This window comes from Spirosoma areae, from assembly GCF_054781775.1.
On record NZ_BAAGTT010000016.1, the window covers coordinates 162,786 to 181,895 of the forward strand.

The window sequence follows — 19,110 nt, forward strand, 5'->3', positions numbered from 1 at the left end:
CATGCGCCCATTAACCGCTTTACTCCTTTTTCTGGCACTTCAATCACCTGTTAAGGCTCAGGATAGTGTGACGATCAGTTCCCCGTCCCTAAAAAATCTGTACGGCGACCTGGTACCGGGTACGTCCCAGCGATTCAATAGTATCCTGACAGCAAGCCTTATTCTGCCGGATACGAAAGTAGAGGAATGGCCGGTTATACGGGCCAAAATCTATGACCGGGTTATCCGTAACTGGGGAACATCGCCCGTGCCTTATCAACCGACTGTCAACAAGTTCGAGGAGACGGGTCGGTATGTCAATCTGGGATTAACCCACATCAAATACCGGTTTCAGGTAGTAGACGACATCTGGATTGAAGCTGTTTGTGTGCTGCCTAAAGACTATAAAGAAGCCAATCAATACCATACAATCCTATGCGTACACGGGACGAACGGTGCTTTGGGGAAAGATACCAATCTGGGTACCCCAAAAAACAGGGCGTATGCTATTGATATGGCTCAAAAAGGATTCGTAACCTTTTCTGCCGACCAGTTTGGGTACGGAGCTACGATTAAAAACACGACGGAAGCCCAACTCTACAAATCATTTTACGAAAAATATCCCAACTGGTCGCTGCGGGGCATTCGAATGCTCACCCTGATTCGGGCCGTTGATGTGCTGGAGCAACTCAAATTTGTGAAAAAAGGTGAGTACGGATCAATGGGTAATTCATTAGGTGGCAGCTCGGTTTTGTTCCATACCGCCATTGATAACCGGGTCAAATCGGCAGTCGTATCAACCGGCACCAGTCCCTACTACACCAATGTTTTTCGGATTATGGCGCGTGGTAAATTAGACGAACCACTCCGGGCGGCTCAACTCGCCCAAACCGGCATACCGAACTACGACATACACGAAGTGATCGCCCTCTGCGCCCCCCGCGCTGTGCTGTTTCTTGAACCGTTCAACGATCCCTACAACCCCGACGTGATGGCTAATTTCAAGGTATTTTACGATGCCAGTGCGGTCTATAAACTGTTGGGAACGCCGGGTCGGGCTTCGATGCTCATCCACGGAGACGGCCACGACACCATCGAAAACGTGCGGGATTATGCCTATAAATGGCTGGAGCGATACTTAACTACATCGAAATTAACAAATTGACAGGTAGCGTACCCCGCTGTAATTAAAACCTAAAATGACTCAACTCCAGCCAACCGGCTTTTCCAGGTGGAAACTGCTCATCCTGCTATGGTTAGCCTTCTTCCTGAACCAGGCCGACCGCCAGATTTTCAGCGTGGTGCTGCCCCTCATTCGCACCGACCTGGGTCTGAGCGATGCCGACCTGGGCCTGATTGCGGCAGCCTTAGTGTGGACGTATGGGCTGCTGGTGCCGATAGCGGGTTTCGTGGGCGACCGGTTTTCGCGCCGGAACATCGTCGGGATTAGCCTGCTGTTCTGGAGCCTGTCGACACTATCAACGGGTTTTTGCACAACCCTCTGGCAGTTTATCGGCTTGCGGGGAATGGCCACCGGTGGGGGAGAAGCGTTCTACGCGCCATCAGCCAACGCGCTTCTGGGCGAGCAATACCCCGAAAGTCGGTCGTTTGTGCTCTCGCTTCATCAGACCGCTGTGTATGCCGGGATTGTGCTGAGCGGCCTGATTGCGGGCTACATCGGTCAGCATTATGGCTGGCAATATGCGTTTTTTCTGTTCGGTGGCTTCGGTATTGTGCTGGGTGGCATTGTGCTGCTGTCGTTACCCAAAGACCGGCCCACTATGGCTACTGCCCCCGATTCGGTCGGGAAAACGGCGAGTTATTTGATTCGGAATCCAACGGCAATCCTGCTCACGCTCGGCTTTGCCTGCATGGTGTTCGTCAATGTGGGCTATGTGACCTGGATGCCCTCGTTTCTGGGCGAAAAATTCGGTTTGTCGCTCACGGCGGCTGGTTTCAACTCGCTGTTTTATCATCATGTCGGGGCGTTTCTGGGCGTATTAACGGGCGGGCGGCTGGCCGACCGGCTGGCGAAAACGCGGCCCCAAAGCCGGTTGTGGCTACAGGCTGGTGCGCTGGCCGGAGGTGCCCCGTTTATTTACTGGATGGGCAGCAGCACCACCGAACTGGAGACCTACATCGCCCTGTTCGTTTTCGGGCTGTTCCGGGGTGTTTATGATTCCAACATCGTAGCCTCGCTCTACGAAGTGGTGCCCGTTCGGTGGCGGTCGTCGAGTTATGGCCTGATGCTGATGGGGGCGTTTCTGACGGGTGCCTTTGCGCCTTATTTGCTCGGTGTGCTGAAACCGACGCTGGGGCTGTCGGCGGGCTTATCGGGCCTGTCGGTCAGCTATTTGCTTGGAAGTTCAGCCATCGCCACAGCCGCCTATTTCTTTTTCAAGCGCGACCATCAAGCCGCGCAACCAACCCTTACCGCACCGGCGGACCGGCCAACTCTGCAACTATGAGAAACTACCTGAAAATTAGTTGTGGCTCAACTAAAGATACCCCCAATCTCCTGAAAGACAGGGCTCTTAAGTGCTGTTTTTTAACGCTGAAGGCGTGGCAGGATTATAGCCAAAACGCGCCGAAAGTCCGTTTTGAACCCCGAAGGGGTGACATTATTTCACCCCTTCGGGGTTCAAAACGGGCGACTGTATCTGTTTTCTATAATCATACCATCCCTTCGGGATTAGCACGTAACAGCCCTGCCCTGAAGGGCGCTAAAACCTCCGGATTCAAAAGCCCGGCAGCGGCCGACCGTCCTTCAGGGGTTAGGGGTATTTTTAGATTCATGAAATACGCCCTCTTTTTTCTGCTTTCTGCCATCACCCAAATTGCTACGGCTCAGCAATCCGACACCACTGGCAAGAAACTCTGGCAACCGTATCGCATTACGCCCCGGTCTGGTAGTCAGCACGTTAACCTGTCAGGCAGCGGCTGGCAACTGTCACATACCGACAAGCCTGTTTCGGTTCTGAGTGAGTTGAAGACGGCGGCTAAAGAGCCATTTCAAACCAGCGTTCCGAACTCAATTCACTGGTCGCTGTTCAAGGCCGGAAAGTTGCCGCATCCGTATGCCCACAAAAATTCGGAGCTGTATAAATGGACCGATGAGAAGGTGTGGTATTACCGCAAATCCTTCCCAACACCCGCTAATGCCGCCGGAAACAATGCGTTCCTGTGCTTCGATGGCGTCGATTATTTCGCAAAAGTCTGGCTCAACGATTCGCTCGTTGGTCAGCATGAAGGCATGTTCGGCGGGCCGACCGTCGAAATTGGGCGACTGCTGAAATCGGGAGGCACTAACGAACTCGTGGTGGAAGTGCGGGCGGGCAACTGGGGTAATAAATCCACTGATTATGAGAGCCTTCCACGCAACGGTTCGGGCGAACGCGACTACAGCAAACGCACGGGCTACAACCCCCGTGCCAGTGGCCGGATTGTCAAACCCTGGGTGATTTCGGGCGGTTCGGGGGGCGAAGCGTTTTTCAGCGTGGGCATGTGGCAGGATGTTCGGCTGGAAATTGTGCCGCCCTACCACCTCGAACGCCCCTACCTGACCACGCTTTCTGCCGATGCCAAACAGGCCCGTCTGCACCTCTCCTGCGAAGTGTTCGCTGAGTCGCATTCGCTCACCTACCAGCTTCATCCCTGGAACAATACCCAAATTCATCACCACGATGGGCGCGTTCCCGGCACGGCTGCAGCTCCCAAAAATGCATCGGTTCTGATTGAATTAGTGGACGATACGGGTAAAATCGCCTTTTCGACGGAGAGGCCGATGACCTTGTTCAAGGGCCGCGTATTCCTGGAAGAAGACCTGACGATTGCCAACCGCAACGGCGGTGATGCGGCATTCCGACCGCCCAAACTATGGAATCCGAATGGCCTCGGTGATGCTAATTTGTATCAGGTGCGGCTGTCGCTCAAACAGGATAACAAGGTACTCGACCGGCTCGATTTCACAACCGGCATCCGCACCATCGAGCGCGTCCGAACGGCGGGTCCGCGCTACAGCGACCGCTGGGAAAACTGGCAGTTTGTGGTCAACGGCAGGAAGCTATTCGTGAAGGGCATGAACTTCACCCCGCAGGATGTCTTGCTCGATTTGAACCGCGAACGCTACCGATGGACGCTCGAAGCGGCCAAGAAAATGGGCGTTCAACTCATCCGCATCTGGGGCGGTGGCCTGCTCGAATCCAACCATTTGTATGACCTCTGCAACGAACTGGGCATCATGGTCTGGCAGGATTTCCCGATTGGGAATCAGGATACGCCCGGCTACCCGCAGGACATCTGGGAAGCGCAGGTGGTGCAGAACATCGTCCGGCTGCGAAACCACCCGTCGCTGGCGGTCTGGTGCGGGGGTAACGAGTTTAACCCCTATTCCTACGGTAACGCAGCCACGCTCGGCATTCTGGAACGAAATCTGGATATTTTCGACAAATCGCGGCTGTACGTCCGCACCACGCCCGACGACGGCAGTATCCATACTTACCCCGACATGGACCCCGTCTGGTATGGCGTCGGGTATCGCTACGAACCCTGGATTTCGGAAACGGGTATGCATAGTTTGCCCGAGGCCGGATTGTTTCGCGAACTCGTTGATAATAAGGAATTTAGCGGTCTGGGTAAGATGTGGGATAAGGAATTTTACAAAGACCACCCGGAGTTCATTCATCACTTCACCGAATACGGTCCCGGTCGGGTACCGCGCATGTTGAGCCGGGCTTCGCACATTACCGACGTGACGGACCCAACGATTGAAAGCATTTCGGAAGCGTCGCAGGTGGGGGCGGGGGAGTTTTATCAGGTTTTTTCGGAGAAAGTGCAGGGCAATTATCCGGTCACGGCGGGGCTGATGCCCTGGGTGTTCAAGCGTCATTGGCCCGTTATCGCCATTCAGTTGATGGACTGGTTTGGTCATGCCGGAGCACCGTATTATTTCCTGAAACGAACCTACGAACCAACGCATATTTCGCTCGACATCGACCGGCTACTGTGGAATGCGGGCGATAAATTTCCGGTGAAGTTGTCCATCACCCACGCGTCCGATCAGCCGCTGACCAACGGGAAAGCCACGGTTCGGGTTCTGGATAAAGCCTTTAAACCACTCTGGAACAAAACGCAGGCCGTTTCGCTAACCGCCGGGCCATCGGTACTAAAAACCGTTGTTGGCGAGATGACGATTCCGGCTGATTACCGCGACCAGTTCTTTTTCGTCATCACTGAACTGACTGATGCCAGCGGCAAACTGATTTCGCGCTCCACCTACTGGCCCCGCACGACCAGCAAACTCGACGATGCTGCCTTCCGCCAGAAGTACCTGACCGAGCCGCTCACTCCCTGGCCGACGTTTGAGAAGGGCCCATTTCTGAAGCCAACCGTTGCCGCATCCGATACGAAACTACTGCTGACGGTGCTGAGTGAAAGAGCATTGGATGGCAACCGGAGCAGCCTGCAAGTGCGGGTTCAGAACACCGGTCGCATCCCGGCGTTTATGACCCAGCTTGATATTGCCGGGGCTAAACGGGCCATCGTTGCCTCCGACAATTTTTTCTGGCTCGAACCCGGCGAAACCCGCAACCTGACCGCCGACATGCTGTGGCGGGCTAATACTGGTCCTGAAAAACCGAGCGGCCCGGTAACCGTGCAGGTATCGGCCTGGAATGCACCAGCCGTTCAGCAACCGCTCAAGATGAGTCACCCCACCCCAACCCCTCCCCGGTAGGGAGGGGCTAAAACCTCCGGGTCCAAAGCCCCTCCCTACCGGGGAGGGGTTGGGGTGGGGTGGTCAGGGTAAAGCAAGCGAAAATTTTGTATCAACTAATCAATTAATCATAACGCACGTATCACACATGGAAGTTATCACCCAATCGTATCCCGTTCGCAAGGTTGCCGTACACTATGACCCGGCCGAAATTGCCGCCCGCTACAAAAAACTGTATGCGGCCTTAGTTTCCGACGCGCTCGAACACATGGGCTACCACAGCCAGTGCATGGCCAGCGGCATTTATCCGCTTACCCACACCATGAAAGTGGCAGGTCCGGCGTTCACGGCGCACGGCATTGCTACGCCCAGTCGCGACGAAAAAATCCACGACATCCGGCTGGGTATGTTCAAGAGCATGACCCCCGGCGTGGTGCAGGTCCGCGACACTCAGGGCGACACCTCCTGCGGGCAGTTTGGCGAGATTTCGGCGACGGCGGCCCACGCTCACGGCTGCGTGGGAGCGGTCATCGACGGCTCCACCCGCGATTCCAACTACCTCATCGACATGGACTTTCCCACGTTCTGTCGGTTTCGGAATCCGGTTGAGGCTTTTGGGCGGTTTATGGTGGTCGATTACCAGATTCCGATTTATGTGAAGGGCATGGATGGACTGCTCAAAATCAATCCCGGCGATTATATTTTCGGGGATAACGACGGCGTGGTCGTGGTGCCTCAGGAACTCACGATTCAGGCACTCGAACTGGCCGAAGAGTGGTTTGCCAGCGAAGCCCGCAGCCGGCAGGCGATGGCCGACGGTCGCGACCCGTTCGATGTGTATGAGGAGTATGGCCGGTTTTAGGCTGTTCAGATGAAGTAAGAAGTCAGGATTGACAGTTTGTCGTTGCTGTATCAAAATTTTCTAAAACTTCATTGTTAAGCAACAGGTTGCGCCAGTGGGAACTACACAGATGGGGTAGCGTTCCCACTGGCATTTTTGTTTTTGGGAGGGGAAGTGAATTCTGAAACATCAATTTTAACAAACGACAATGTCAGGATGAATGGTCAGAGAGAATGGACGAAAACCGACGGCAGCACTTTTTTACTATCGGTTAATGGGCAGCCGATGGGGCAACTGACCCTTCATGTATCAGATGGTTCAGCTACCGCTTTGGTTAGCGGGAAAATGTACGCCATTAAGCACGTTGGATTCTGGAAAAGCCGCCTTGTTATCACCGATGAATCGGGTGAAGAGCAGCTCAGGGCGTATCCAGAAAAATGGTATGCCAATTCATTAATCGTGGACGTTGGGCAGGAGCGGTATTCGCTTATCATCTGGAACAATCCAATGGCCGAGTGGAAGATTATTGATCAGAACAGGAAACTCGTGCTGGCTTATGGGTTGAGTGTTGAGCAGGGATTACCAATTACCCGGATCACGTCGTCAACCCACCCGCCTGTCCTGTTTGATTTTCTTTTGTGGTATCTGTTTTATCCGGTTATCCAGGAAAATGCCGGGGATGCGTACCGATTTACAACCCAAATCACGTCGGAAGTTTAGCCGTTGTGCGGTTTTGTCAAGCCCCTGACCCGTCAATCCGAAAGTTCAGAAGAATTAACGGGCTATTGGTGTAACAAACCGGCGGCTTTTTGTACTAACCCTGCAAAAACGCAACCAGCCATGCAATTACTACCGGGTGCCAAAAAATCGCTTTCGTGTGCAAGAATGCAGCCTCAGCAACTCGACCGCCTTACTGACGAACAGCTTCGGGAACGGAAGATAAAAGCCGAAGAGATGCTCGTTGTAGTTGGTTTATTGATGGCGTCCGTTATCGGTATGGCCATAGTCTCCGAATTGTACGCACTGGCTTTAACCAGCATTGGGATGTATCCGGCGGCTGATGAGTACCTTAAGAAGCGAAAAGCCATTACGGAGCAACTCACAAAAAGATCCAGGTCTTGACCCTCCAGGATGAATTTGTCGAACGCATACAGACACACCAGGCTTTGGTGAACAAACTGGTGTATCTGTATGCGGATCAGGTAGAAGACCGGAACGATCTACGACAGGAAATTTTACTTCAGGCCTGGCGCTCATATCCCACCTTTCGGGGCGATGCCCGCTTTTCTACCTGGCTGTACCGCATTGGCTTAAACGTCTCGCTCACGATGCTCAACAGTCGAAAGCAGATGGTGCAGGCCGAACCGGCAGAGACTTCAGCCATGGGTGGGAATGACTTTGAATCGGTCGATCAGCTGCGGTATGTGCTTGGGCAGTTCGGCCCGGTCGACCGGACGTTGCTGGTCATGAGTATGGACGGGTACACCAACGAAGAAATCAGCGAAACGCTGGGTCTGAGTCACGCCAATGTGCGAACGAAACTGCATCGACTGCGTCAGAAAATCGAGAAATTATGGATATAAACGATAGCTGGAACTCGATTGACTGGCAGACATCGGAGTTTTCGTTTGCAAAAGACGATCTGTTGACCCAACTAAAGAGCCAGTCGAAAAATGCTATTTCCAGACTGCTGAAGGCCTACTGGCGACTGTATTTTTTCAGCTTAGCGTTTACGGTTATAACCCCACTGGCTATTCTGTTAAAACCACAGGAGCCAGAATTTGTGTTTTCTGTTGGGCTGATCGCAGTATACTGGGTTGTGCTAAGTGGGTTTCTGACCGTCAAATTCGCTCGTTTTAAGTTGCCTGACTTATCGGCCCGTCCCGCTGATGCCATCAGAGAAACGCTCACCCTGGTGCGTTCGATTAACGCATTCCAGGTTAATTTTCTCGTTTTTTTTATGCCGTTTGTTTTCCTGGGGAGTATGCTGGCCTCGCTTACGTATGGTGGAACACGCATTCATGAACTACTGGCCAATTGGGTGATTTTAGCGATTATTGGATTGAGTACACTCGGGGTTTTAGCCATTAGCCTGCGTTTCCGTCGGTATTTAGTTAACCGGAAATGTATGGCATTGATCGAAAAACTCGAAGCGAATCTACAGCAGGTAAAGACAGCCTGATACGAACAGAACACTAAGCAGAGCCTGACTTTAGTATCGCTGCATCATTCGTTCGGCTACCTGGGGTAACCACCGGTGAAGCAGGCGTAAGAGACGGGCACGGCCAATAGTCATCTCATAACGGTTTGCCTCCCAGCCGCGCATAAATTCATCGACCAATTGATTGGGGCTAATCTTGCCTGTTCCCCGACCTGCCGTCATGGGCGTATCGACTAAGGGCGGTATCACCTCAAACACACTTATATCTGTCAGTTGATAGCGTACCGCTTTGGTGAACACATGAATACCTGCTTTGGTAGCGGCATATACCGGAGCCGACGCTTTGGGTACGAAACCCAGCGTCGATGAGATATTAACGAGGGCCGGGTCAGGATTGGTTTTCAGCAGGGGCAACAGCAGGGCCAGCAGTTTGATGGGGCCCATGAGATTGGCCCTGATTTCGTAATCGACTTTGGGCAGCGCGTTCAATTCGGTGTCGAACTGATAGTTATACTGCACCGATGCGTTGTTGATGAGTACATTAAGCCGGGGATGCGTTTGCTCCATGTAATGAACCAGGTCGTCCAGTGCTTCCTGCCGGATGAGGTCGCCAGCAAACGTATGCAGCGCGGGACACGCTTCTTTGGCCTGTTGAAGTTTGGCCTGATCGCGGCCCGTAATAATGACTTCGTTGCCAAGTTCGGCCAGCCGCCGGGCCAGCGCGAAGCCAATGCCCGACGAGCCGCCGGTGATGAGAACAGTGTTTCCAACGGTTTTCATAGCTGTAAGTTGAGTTGGTTCCATCCCCTGCGCGAAGCAGGGAACGGAATAGGTTTATTTCGTAGCAATGGTTTCGACTTCAATCAGACAACCGGGCGCAGTGGCCAGCATCGGCAGCGGCACAATGCTGCTGGCCGGAAAAATAGTACTGCCCCATTCCTTACCGGCTACTTCGATAAGCACCTTTTTCTTCTCCGGTGTGAAATCGGCGATGTAAATGGTTTGCTTAACCACATGCTTCGTTGTCAGTCCTGCGCTTTCCAGGGCGATTCTGACGTTGCGGATTGTTTGCCGAACCTGCCCGGCAAAATCGGTGGAGACTAACTTGCCCTGGGTGTCAGAAGCCCACTGGCCCGAAAGAAAATACAAGTCGGTTCCGGCGGGCACTTTGCCCACGTGCGAAAACCCATTGTACATTGGGTTGAACAACCCGGCTGGATTGATGAAGGTGTTGCGTTCCTGTTGCAACACGACGGCATTTTGCGCGTTGGCGGCTGAAAGAGACATAGAAGTAATGAGTAAGGAAAACATGACTTTTTTCATTGTACCGATTGATTTTGGTGAAATCTGATGCAAAGAAAAAGGGCCTGTCGGCCCCGGTCATTTACATAGGTAAAGAAAGTAAAACGAATTTACGGCGTTGCCATAACACGCCGGATGCGGCTCAGTTGAGTGGGCGTCACGCCCAGATACGAAGCGATATGGTACTGCGGAATGAGTTGCTCGATGGGCCGGTGACGCTGCTGAAAAAGTTCGTACCGCTGACTGGCATTCAGCAGCACCATCTCCACTTCACGCTGTTCTTTCATCGCAAAATACTGTTCGGCCAACACGCGGGCTACGCGCTCAAGGTCGGGAAAACGGTCGTAACAGGCGCAGAACTGGGCGTAGTTCGCTACCCAGATGGTGCAGTCGGTGAGGGCCTGCTGATAAATCTGATTGGGCTGCCCCGTGACTAAGGACGAGTAGGCGCCAATCGTTACGGGAGCTGTGAAAAAGTGTTTGTTGTATTCCTGCCCATCGGCAGTGCGATAGAAAACCCGCACTAATCCTTCAGGCATAAACGCAAACGTCTCGGCCACCGTCCCTGCTTCCGCAAAATAGGCGTGTTTGGTGAGCGTTCGTTTCACAAATAACGGAGCAATGGCCTCCCAGGTGGCCAAAGAAACGGGCGAAATTGCGTTGAGAAATAGATAAAACGAATGGTCCATAGTTGAGCGAAAAATTACTACGCCAGAATTCCCTTCACTAATTTCCCCTCCACATCGGTCAGCCGGAACCGGCGGCCCTGAAATTCATAGACCAGTTTTTCGTGGTCGATGCCGAGCAGGTGCAGCAGCGTGGCCTGGAAATCATGCACATGCACCGGATTGTGCGCTATGTTGTAGCCAAACTCGTCAGTTTCGCCGTAGGTAATGCCGGGTTTGATGCCGCCACCCGCCATCCACATCGTGAAGCAGCGGGGATGATGGTCGCGGCCGTAATTGTCTTTGGTAAGCTTACCCTGCGAGTAATTCGTCCGGCCAAATTCGCCCCCCCAAATCACGATGGTGTCATCCAGCAGACCGCGTTGTTTGAGGTCCATGACTAACGCAGCCGATGCCTGATCGGTGGCCTTGCATTGCTTGGTTAGGCCTTTGGGCAGGTTGCCGTGCTGATCCCAGCCCTGGTGATACAATTGCACAAATTTCACGTCGCGCTCCAGCAATCGCCGGGCCATCAGGCAGTTGGCCGCGAATGTGCCGGGATTACGGGCACCGGGACCGTATAGATCGAACACCCAGTCGGGTTCGTCGGCGAGGTCGTTGACTTCCGGCACCGAGGTTTGCATCCGAAAGGCCATTTCATATTGGGCAATGCGGTTGCTGATGTCGGGATCGCCAGCGAGTTCGGCCTGAGCCTGGTTCAACTCGTTCAGCGCGTTGAGCATAGCCCGGCGGTCGGTGCCACTGTAGCCTTTGGGGTTGTTGAGGTACAGCACCGGGTCGGCACCGGAGCGAAACTGAACGCCCTGGTGTTTGGACGGCAGAAACCCGTTGCCCCACAGCCGGGCATAGAGTGGCTGATCCTGCGGGGCATCTTTCGACACCAGCACGATGAACGCCGGTAAGTTTTCATTGTCGGACCCCAGCCCATAACTCACCCACGAGCCAATACTGGGCCGACCCGCCAACTGATTGCCCGTTTGAAAAAACGTGAGCGCGGGGTCGTGGTTGATCTGCTCGGTGTACATCGACTTCACAAAACAAAGGTCATCCACGACTTTGCCCGTGAAGGGCATCAACTCGCTCACCCAGGCCCCACTGCGGCCCCGTTGCGCGAACGAATAGGGCGAACACACCAACGGCAGCGACGATTGCTGGGCGCTCATGCTCGTCAGTCGCTGCCCTTTCCGCACGGATGCGGGTAAATCCTGGCCGTGCATTTTCGCCAGCATCGGCTTGTAATCGAACATCTCCAACTGCGACGGTCCACCACTTTGAAACAGATAGACGACACGCTTGGCTTTCGGTATCCGGTGCGGCCCCGGCAGCAACCCGTCGGCGTTGGGTACTGTTGCCGGATTCGGCCCTGAAAAAAGCGTCCCCGGTGTCAACAGCGTGCCCAACGCCAGCGACCCCAACCCCAGCGAGGCTTTGGCCAGAAACGACCGGCGGTTGAGCGCGTCGGCCAGTTGTTGTTCGCGTTTCTGGTTCATCGTTTCATGATAAAAGCGTCTGAGTTCATAATCGTGCTGGCCACGACCGTAGCAGCCGCCAGCGCGGGCGCATCCACCGGCCGGATAGCCGTACCTCCGTCGCCACGGTTGGAAGACTTTTTATGGGCACCGGTACTAAGCCAGCCCTTCATTTTGCCTGGCGATTGCCTGAATTTCGTCCGTTCGTGCTGATACAGTTTCGTGACAATGGCCAGTTCGCGAGTCGTGGGTTTGCGGGCGGTCAGCAGCCGATAGGCGTAGGTCAGTTGGTCGGGTAGGTTTGGGAATTGCGTTACGGCCCGCTCGGCTATGACGCGGGCCGCTTCCACAAACTGCGGGTCGTTGAGCAGCACTAAGGCTTGGAGGGGTGTACTGGTTTTCTGCCGCTGCACGATGCAGTAACTCCGCGATGGCGCGTCGAAGGTGTTCATGGACGGGGGCGGATTGGTGCGTCGCCAGAAGGTGTACAAACTCCGGCGGTAGAGACTCGCACCCGAATCGGGTTTGTAGACTGCGTTGTTCACCGCCCACAGGCCATCGGGCTGGTAGGGTTTCACGCTCGGCCCGCCGATTTTTGTGGTTAGTAAGCCACTGCTGGCTAAGGCATTGTCGCGCACCATCTCGGCAGTTAACCGGAACGATGGGCCGCGCGCCAGCCAGATGTTTTCGGGATCCTGTTGCCGATGTTCGTGCCTCATCTGGGACGATTGCCGGTACGTTGCCGACAGCACGATAAACTTCTGCATCGCCTTCACATTCCACCTCTGCGACTTAAACCGTACTGCCAGATAATCGAGCAATTCGGGGTGCGTGGGCAGACCGCCCTGGTTGCCGAAATTATTCGCGTTTTTCTGGATGCCCGTGCCGAAATACGTTTGCCAGTAGCGGTTAACGACCACCCGCGCCGTGAGCGGATTGTTGGGGTGCAGGAGCCATTTGGCCAGTCCTAAGCGGTTTCGGGGCCAGCTTTTATCGAAGGGCAACACGCTGGCTGGCACGTTGGGCTGCACGCGGGGGCCGGGCGCGTCATAGACTCCGCGTTTAAGTATGTGGGTCGGGCGCGGGGTTTTCATCTCCTCCATTACCATAATTTCGGGGATGGTTTCGGCCACGGTATTACGCTCGGCGCGGAGTTTTTGGCGCTCGGCAAGCTGCTGCTGATACGCCGTCGATACGTTCGCTAAGTAGAAGTGAAACAGGTCGTTATCGACTAATGCCGATGACTGGCTGGAAACGGATTGTGCTAATCGGGCAATCTCCAGTGCGCTAAGTTCGCGATTATACACGGTCAACTCATCGACCAGGCCGTTTTTGAAACCGGCACCCCGCATATCGGCCCCGACCTGCAAACCGGGCTGCTGCTTTGAGAGGGATTTGCCTTTGGGCCAGATGATGTCTTTATAGAGATTGTCTTTTTCAGTTACTAACCCCGCTTCTTTGCCATCGACATACAGTTTAAGCCCACCCGCTTTGCTGGAGCCATCGTAGGTCATGGTCAGGTGAATCCATTTGTCTTTTGGCAAAGGCTGAGCGGTAAGCCGGATAAGGCTGTTGTAGGGCCACGTATGCGCCATGAGCAACTCGGCTTTGTGGTCGCGCAGGTTCAGGAAATACCCCCGGAAATTATAGAGAATGTCGCCCTGACCTTTATGCAGGATAACGCCCTTGCTCAGGTCTTTGGGGATGTTCACCCAAACGCCAATCGAAAACGGCTGCGACCGGTTGAAGATGCCCACGTTGCCTGCGTTCAAAATATCGTCGCCATTGGAGCGGAACGCTTTACCGAATTTTCCACCCACCAGCACCGGGTCGGCTACGGTTCCTTTGTCTTTCACAGAAACCTCGCTGACGAACTTTTTATCAACTAATTTATCGAAGGTGAAATGAGCCTGAAGTCCCTTTTTCAACTCAATGGCCGGGGCGGTTCCGGTCGCTTTGCGCCATTTTTCGAAAACAGGTTTTTCCTGAGCGATGATATGGTTCAAAACTTCGTCGGTGGCGTTGAGTTTTTTATCTAAAAAAGCCAGCAGACTATCGTGTTTGGTTTCGGTGAGGAGCAGGGTCGGCACGGGCATAGCATCATCCCACGAGATTTGCCCGACCTCGTCCACATTGTTGAAAAAGCCGAATAGGCTATAATAATCTTTCTGGCTGATGGGGTCGAATTTATGGTCGTGGCAGCGGGCACACTCGACGGTCAGACCCAGAAATGCCGTTCCGAGCGTGTTGGCGCGGTCGGCGACGTACTCGACCCGAAATTCTTCGTTCACAATGCCGCCTTCCATATTCTGCGAATGGTTGCGGTTGAAGGCCGTTGCCAGCCGTTGTTCGCGGGTAGATTCAGGCAGCAAATCACCGGCGAGTTGCCAGGTTGTGAACCGGTCGAAGGGCATGTTCTGATTGAATGTCTTGATAATCCAGTCGCGCCAGGGCCACATGGGGCGGTAGCGGTCAACGGTATAGCCATGCGTATCGGCAAAGCGGGATACGTCTAACCAGTCGACGGCCATTTTCTCGCCATAATGGGGCGATTTCAGGAGTCGGTCAACCACCTTTTCGTAGGCGTTCGGCGAGGTGTCGGCCAGAAACGCGTTGATTTCGGGGATGGTGGGCGGCAGGCCGGTCAGATCGAGGGTAACACGCCGGAGCAGCGTTTCTTTGTCGGCTTCGGGCGACGGTTTCAGCCCTATTGAGTCCAGTTTATTGAGAATAAAATAGTCGATTTCGTTGCGCGGCCAGTTCGTGTTGCTAACTGGCGGCAGGGCGTGTTTTTTGGGTTTGATGAGTGCCCAGTGCTTTTTGTATTCGGCTCCCTGTTCGATCCAGCGCATCAGGATGGCTTTTTCGTAATTTGTCAGCACCCGATTCGACGCTTTGGGCGGCATCCGGTCGTGTTCGTCGGTCGTGATAAGCCGGTAATACACTTCGCTTTCGGCCAAATCGCCGGGCACAATGGCGTGTTTGCCTTTCGCTTTTTTCAGCGCAGCATACGCGCCTTCCGGTGTAGCCAGGTCAAGCCCGGCTTTCTGGCTGTTTTTATCGGGGCCGTGACACAGGAAACACTTGTCGGACAGAATGGGCCGGACGTGCAGGTTGTAATCAACTGTTTTGGGTAACTGCTTCTCGAATCGGGCAATTTCCTGGGGCTTTTCGACGCCACCGCAGCGTTGAAGAAGGATACTGATGCCTATAGCCCAACCTGTGAGCCACCCGGTTCGGAAGACGTTAACGTTACCCAGCGGCATGATTCGTTAAGTTGTATTTACAGTAGAAACTATTGTACAAATATAGTGAAGTTGCCCGATGGATAATTAGTCTGTTTTACAACCCCAAGCGTCGGCCTGGCCCTGCCTAAAACAGGAGGGGGTACTAACTCCCCGTGTCTGTGTCCTCATAGACACGGGGAGATTCAAGCCTTTTTGATGAATAAATTCGCCTGACTATTTATCACCAACAGAACGCTGATTTTTATGACAGTTATGATTTTCAGTGATTTTTGTATTATTCTAACGAATTATTCCTTTTTACTGTATTAAACCATGACAAATCTTATCAATCATAAAAATCAGCGTTCTATTATATCAGCATAAATGATAAGAATTCTACATTTTATTCTTCTGGCCGCTCGTTGAACAACAGCTTATTGCCGTACCTATGGATTAGACACGCTGGCCATGATGCACGTGGGTACGCTTACACGGGAAGAGTCGTACCGGGCCTTCGGCCCTACATCAGTGCCGCATATTTTTATTTATGGCCCGGATCGACAGCTCCGCAAAGAATATAAAGGCGAAACCAAAATTGATGCTCTTCTCCAATACCTGTAGATTATGCTGAAACCCATTACCAAAACCTTCACCCGCCAACTCGACCAAACCGATTGCGGAGTCGCCTGTTTGTTGTCGGTCCTGCGCTATTATGGCGGAGATGCTACACGTGAGCGATTGCGTGAACTGAGCGGCACCAGCATTCAGGGAACCTCGTTGCTGGGGCTGTTTCAAACGGCGCAATCGCTTGGATTTCAGGCCGAAGGGTTAGAAGCCGAGGGGGTTCATAACCTACAGGAGGTTGAGGCTCCGGCTATTCTGCACGTTGTCATGGACGAAACGCTACAGCATTATGTGGTGTATTACCCCACCCCTGAAAACAAGGGAGGGGAGCAGAAACGGTATTGCATTGGTGATCCGGGTAGAGGTGTTGTGACGATGACCGCCGACGAACTGGCTGCCATCTGGAAATCGAAAGCCTTGCTAACCCTGAAACCAACGGCACAGTTTGTTAACACAGCCCAGAGTCGTCAAACGCAATGGCAGTGGTTTCGGGAACTCATCCGCGACGATGTGCCGCTGTTAGCGATTGCCGCCGGGTTAGGCGTAATTATGGCCTTGCTGGGCCTGTCGATGGCCTTGTTTTCGCAGAAACTATTAGACGAAATTCTGCCCAAACAGAATACCGAAAAACTTACGCTGGGTCTCTTACTCCTGTCGGTGCTGTTGCTGGCGCGGGCGGGCGTTGGCTACCTGCGCGGGTTTCTGTTGCTGCGCCAAAGCCGGGAGTTCAACGTTAGGATTGCCGATAGCTTCTTTCAGGATTTGCTCCAACTACCCAAAGCCTTTTTCGATACCCGCAAAACCGGCGATTTGGTTGCCCGGCTCAACGATACCCGGCCCATTCAGTCTACTATTAGTTTCCTGACGGGCAGTGTCATTATCGACACGCTGGTTGTGCTCATTACTGCCGGTGTGCTGTTCAACTACGCCTGGCAAATTGGTTTGCTGGCCTTGGTTAGTTTTCCGCTGTTCGGCTGGTTAATCTGGCGGTTCAACAACCGCATTATTGCCGGTCAGCGGGAGGTGATGGCGGCCTATGCCCGTACCGAAAGCCATTTTATCGACAGCATCAGCGGCATCGGGGCCATCAAAGCAGCCCGGCAGGAGAGCCTGTTTGCCCGCATTACCCAGGCAGTTTATCAATTCTTTCAGCAAAAACTCTACGATCTGGGTCAGCTGGGCAATCGGTATGGCTTGCTGAGCGAACTCATCGGCGTGAGTTTATTGGTGAGCATCATTGGCCTGACGGCGTTTATGGTGTTGCAAAAGCAATTGAAAATTGGTGAGATGATGGCCGTTGTCAGCTTAGCGGGCACGTTAATTGGCTCCGTTTCAAAGCTTTCTGTCACCAACATTCAGTTGCAGGAAGCCCGCGTTGCCTTCGACCGGATGCGCGAGTTTACCGAACCCGAAGGAATCTGCGAAGGCTGAACGTATAGACAAGTTTACTAACGACACAATGGTCGAGTCATTGACTGTCAATCACCTGACCTATCGCTTTCCGGGCCGACCTCCGCTATTGAGCGATGTATCTTTTGCCGTCCGGCGGGGTGAGGTTATTGGCATTGTGGGCGAAACGGGTTCCGGTAAAAGCAGGCTGTTGCAGATTCTGCAAAAGTTTTATGAGCCGGAAGAAAAAGGCCAAATCAAAGTAGAAGTAACCACTTCTGGCACAGCACTTGCGGATCAGAGTAGCCTGAACCTTACTAACATATCGGCAACAGACTGGCGTAGTCGGGTGGCCTGTGTGCCGCAGCCAATCGGTGCAACTCGCCGACAGGGTGTATGTCATGGAGAATGGTGTACTGCGATTGACAAGCTATGTTTCGACGGTCGCGTAACTAATTGCGAATGGAAAGGGGGTAGCTGTCTGTCCATCTATGCTTTACAAAGCAGTAGAAAGAATTTAACGTTCAGACAAAAACGCCCTCTCTGTATGCTTCGACTCACCGCTGGTGTCGTGTTGCTTTTCCTGCTGATTGGCGCAACGGCTCCCGAACCAACCCTGCGCTTCCGTCGCTATTTCGTGGCTGCCGAAAGCTTTGAATCGGCAACGGTATATGACGTGGATAAAAACGATACGCTCGATATCGTTTCGGGCGATTTCTGGTACGAAGGGCCGCTTTTCCGGCATCGGCACGTGATTGGCGCACAAGTCCGAAAAGACGAGTACTACGACGATTTTTCCACCATTCCGATGGATGTCAATGCCGATGGGCGCACCGATTTCGTAACGGGCGGCTGGTGGAGTGGCAGCCTGCGCTGGGTCGAGAATCCCCGCCCGGCCAAAGAAGACAGCCCCTGGTCGGTACACGACATTGTAAAAGTGGGCAATGTTGAAACCACCCGCGCCTGGGATGTCAATGGCGACGGCGCTCCTGAACTGGTGCCCAACAACCCGGGTCATCCGTTCAAATACCTTAAATTAGTTGGTCCTGGCCAGTTTAAAACCGTCCCGGTGGCACCCACCCAGGGACACGGTTTGGGCTTTGGCGACGTGAATGGCGATGGGCGGGGCGATTTTATCGTGAGCAATGGCTGGCTGGAAAATCCGAACGATACGGCGAATCATGCCTGGACGCTGCATAAGGAGTTTGACCTCGGCACAACCAGCGTTCCGATTATCGTGACTGACCTCACCGGCGACAAACGCAACGATCTCATTGTGGGGCAGGGGCATGGCTACGGCCTGCACTGGTACGAGCAAACCCGCGATGCAGCCGGAAAGCGGGGCTGGACGAAGCACCTCATCGACGACAAAAACTCGCAGTACCACTGCCTCGAATGGGCCGACATCACCGGCGATGGCCGCCCGGAACTGATAACGGGTAAACGATTCCGGGCGCATAACGACAAGGACCCCGGCTCCAACGACCCGGTTGGCTTGTTTTATTTCACCTGGGATGCATCGCGAAAAGAGTTTTCCCGGCACGACATTGCCTATGGTCCGGCGGGTGTGGGTAAGGGAACCGGCATTTATTTTGCCATTGCTGATTTGCACAAAACCGGACGAAAAGACATCGTTGTGGCGGGGAAGGATGGATTGGTTGTATTTTTTAATGAAGGGTTCGCTAAAAAATAATGGATTTAGTCTACAGACGTAACGGA

The 19,110-nt window shown here is 53.6% G+C and carries 16 protein-coding genes; 11 read left to right on the forward strand and 5 right to left on the reverse strand.

What is annotated here, in order from left to right:
• The first annotated feature begins 1 nt into the window (after position 1).
• The 8 genes from ACYVI1_RS06745 (at position 2) to ACYVI1_RS06780 (ending at position 8,715) form a co-directional block, all read left to right on the forward strand.
• Positions 2 to 1,144, forward strand: a complete 1,143-nt coding sequence (locus tag ACYVI1_RS06745; RefSeq protein ID WP_460908090.1) for an alpha/beta hydrolase family protein — start codon at positions 2 to 4, stop codon at positions 1,142 to 1,144.
• Between the two features lie 34 nt (positions 1,145 to 1,178).
• On the forward strand, positions 1,179 to 2,447 hold the full coding sequence (locus ACYVI1_RS06750; protein WP_460908092.1) for an MFS transporter: 1,269 nt from the start codon (positions 1,179 to 1,181) through the stop codon (positions 2,445 to 2,447).
• Positions 2,448 to 2,773: 326 nt separating this feature from the next.
• Positions 2,774 to 5,713 carry a glycoside hydrolase family 2 protein gene (locus ACYVI1_RS06755; RefSeq protein ID WP_460908095.1) on the forward strand — a complete coding sequence of 980 codons (2,940 nt, stop codon included), beginning with the start codon at positions 2,774 to 2,776 and terminating at the stop codon, positions 5,711 to 5,713.
• A 127-nt stretch (positions 5,714 to 5,840) separates the two neighbouring features.
• A complete protein-coding gene (locus tag ACYVI1_RS06760) occupies positions 5,841 to 6,554 on the forward strand; it encodes an RraA family protein (protein WP_460908097.1) in 714 nt (237 codons plus the stop codon).
• 195 nt (positions 6,555 to 6,749) lie between these two features.
• The gene (locus tag ACYVI1_RS06765; RefSeq protein ID WP_460908099.1) at positions 6,750 to 7,253 is read left to right on the forward strand and encodes a hypothetical protein; all 504 of its coding nucleotides are present in this window, start codon (positions 6,750 to 6,752) and stop codon (positions 7,251 to 7,253) included.
• A 120-nt stretch (positions 7,254 to 7,373) separates the two neighbouring features.
• Positions 7,374 to 7,655 carry a hypothetical protein gene (locus ACYVI1_RS06770; RefSeq protein WP_460908101.1) on the forward strand — a complete coding sequence of 94 codons (282 nt, stop codon included), beginning with the start codon at positions 7,374 to 7,376 and terminating at the stop codon, positions 7,653 to 7,655.
• Entirely contained in the window at positions 7,652 to 8,116 is a 465-nt protein-coding gene (locus ACYVI1_RS06775) for an RNA polymerase sigma factor (protein ID WP_460908103.1), read from the forward strand. Before ACYVI1_RS06770 ends, ACYVI1_RS06775 begins: the two co-directional genes overlap by 4 nt.
• Positions 8,107 to 8,715, forward strand: coding sequence for a hypothetical protein (locus tag ACYVI1_RS06780; protein ID WP_460908105.1), 609 nt, complete (start codon positions 8,107 to 8,109; stop codon positions 8,713 to 8,715). Before ACYVI1_RS06775 ends, ACYVI1_RS06780 begins: the two co-directional genes overlap by 10 nt.
• A 30-nt stretch (positions 8,716 to 8,745) precedes the next feature.
• Here the strand turns inward: ACYVI1_RS06780 and ACYVI1_RS06785 are convergent, their stop codons facing one another.
• From ACYVI1_RS06785 to ACYVI1_RS06805, 5 genes are all read right to left on the reverse strand, one after another.
• Positions 8,746 to 9,474 carry an SDR family oxidoreductase gene (locus tag ACYVI1_RS06785; RefSeq protein WP_460908107.1) on the reverse strand — a complete coding sequence of 243 codons (729 nt, stop codon included), beginning with the start codon at positions 9,472 to 9,474 and terminating at the stop codon, positions 8,746 to 8,748.
• 54 nt (positions 9,475 to 9,528) lie between these two features.
• Positions 9,529 to 9,981, reverse strand: a complete 453-nt coding sequence (locus ACYVI1_RS06790) for a RidA family protein (protein ID WP_460908109.1) — start codon at positions 9,979 to 9,981, stop codon at positions 9,529 to 9,531.
• A 125-nt stretch (positions 9,982 to 10,106) separates the two neighbouring features.
• A complete protein-coding gene (locus ACYVI1_RS06795; protein WP_460908111.1) occupies positions 10,107 to 10,685 on the reverse strand; it encodes a Crp/Fnr family transcriptional regulator in 579 nt (192 codons plus the stop codon).
• 17 nt (positions 10,686 to 10,702) lie between these two features.
• Entirely contained in the window at positions 10,703 to 12,172 is a 1,470-nt protein-coding gene (locus ACYVI1_RS06800; RefSeq protein ID WP_460908113.1) for a DUF1501 domain-containing protein, read from the reverse strand.
• Entirely contained in the window at positions 12,169 to 15,417 is a 3,249-nt protein-coding gene (locus tag ACYVI1_RS06805; RefSeq protein ID WP_460908115.1) for a DUF1553 domain-containing protein, read from the reverse strand. The genes ACYVI1_RS06800 and ACYVI1_RS06805 overlap by 4 nt, the downstream gene beginning before the upstream one ends.
• 438 nt (positions 15,418 to 15,855) lie before the next feature.
• On the opposite strand from ACYVI1_RS06805, the gene ACYVI1_RS06810 reads away from it, so the two are divergent.
• From ACYVI1_RS06810 to ACYVI1_RS06820, 3 genes are read left to right on the forward strand one after another with little or no spacing between them, the layout of a single operon-like run.
• A complete protein-coding gene (locus tag ACYVI1_RS06810; protein WP_460908117.1) occupies positions 15,856 to 15,999 on the forward strand; it encodes a hypothetical protein in 144 nt (47 codons plus the stop codon).
• A 3-nt stretch (positions 16,000 to 16,002) separates the two neighbouring features.
• Positions 16,003 to 17,433, forward strand: coding sequence for an ABC transporter transmembrane domain-containing protein (locus tag ACYVI1_RS06815; RefSeq protein WP_460908119.1), 1,431 nt, complete (start codon positions 16,003 to 16,005; stop codon positions 17,431 to 17,433).
• Positions 17,434 to 17,461: 28 nt separating this feature from the next.
• Complete coding sequence (locus ACYVI1_RS06820; RefSeq protein WP_460908121.1) at positions 17,462 to 19,084, forward strand: FG-GAP-like repeat-containing protein; 1,623 nt, start codon at positions 17,462 to 17,464, stop codon at positions 19,082 to 19,084.
• Positions 19,085 to 19,110: the final 26 nt, after the last annotated feature.

What these genes read in the sequence shown, in the direction of transcription:
- ACYVI1_RS06745 (WP_460908090.1), top strand. Translation starts at nt 2, where the DNA reads ATGCGCCCATTAACCGCTTTACTCCTTTTTCTGGCACTTCAATCACCT.
- ACYVI1_RS06750 (WP_460908092.1), top strand. Translation starts at nt 1,179, where the DNA reads ATGACTCAACTCCAGCCAACCGGCTTTTCCAGGTGGAAACTGCTCATC.
- ACYVI1_RS06755 (WP_460908095.1), top strand. Translation starts at nt 2,774, where the DNA reads ATGAAATACGCCCTCTTTTTTCTGCTTTCTGCCATCACCCAAATTGCT.
- ACYVI1_RS06760 (WP_460908097.1), top strand. Translation starts at nt 5,841, where the DNA reads ATGGAAGTTATCACCCAATCGTATCCCGTTCGCAAGGTTGCCGTACAC.
- ACYVI1_RS06765 (WP_460908099.1), top strand. Translation starts at nt 6,750, where the DNA reads ATGAATGGTCAGAGAGAATGGACGAAAACCGACGGCAGCACTTTTTTA.
- ACYVI1_RS06770 (WP_460908101.1), top strand. Translation starts at nt 7,374, where the DNA reads ATGCAATTACTACCGGGTGCCAAAAAATCGCTTTCGTGTGCAAGAATG.
- ACYVI1_RS06780 (WP_460908105.1), top strand. Translation starts at nt 8,107, where the DNA reads ATGGATATAAACGATAGCTGGAACTCGATTGACTGGCAGACATCGGAG.
- ACYVI1_RS06785 (WP_460908107.1), bottom strand. Translation starts at nt 9,474, where the DNA reads ATGAAAACCGTTGGAAACACTGTTCTCATCACCGGCGGCTCGTCGGGC.
- ACYVI1_RS06790 (WP_460908109.1), bottom strand. Translation starts at nt 9,981, where the DNA reads ATGTCTCTTTCAGCCGCCAACGCGCAAAATGCCGTCGTGTTGCAACAG.
- ACYVI1_RS06795 (WP_460908111.1), bottom strand. Translation starts at nt 10,685, where the DNA reads ATGGACCATTCGTTTTATCTATTTCTCAACGCAATTTCGCCCGTTTCT.
- ACYVI1_RS06800 (WP_460908113.1), bottom strand. Translation starts at nt 12,172, where the DNA reads ATGAACCAGAAACGCGAACAACAACTGGCCGACGCGCTCAACCGCCGG.
- ACYVI1_RS06805 (WP_460908115.1), bottom strand. Translation starts at nt 15,417, where the DNA reads ATGCCGCTGGGTAACGTTAACGTCTTCCGAACCGGGTGGCTCACAGGT.
- ACYVI1_RS06815 (WP_460908119.1), top strand. Translation starts at nt 16,003, where the DNA reads ATGCTGAAACCCATTACCAAAACCTTCACCCGCCAACTCGACCAAACC.
- ACYVI1_RS06820 (WP_460908121.1), top strand. Translation starts at nt 17,462, where the DNA reads ATGGTCGAGTCATTGACTGTCAATCACCTGACCTATCGCTTTCCGGGC.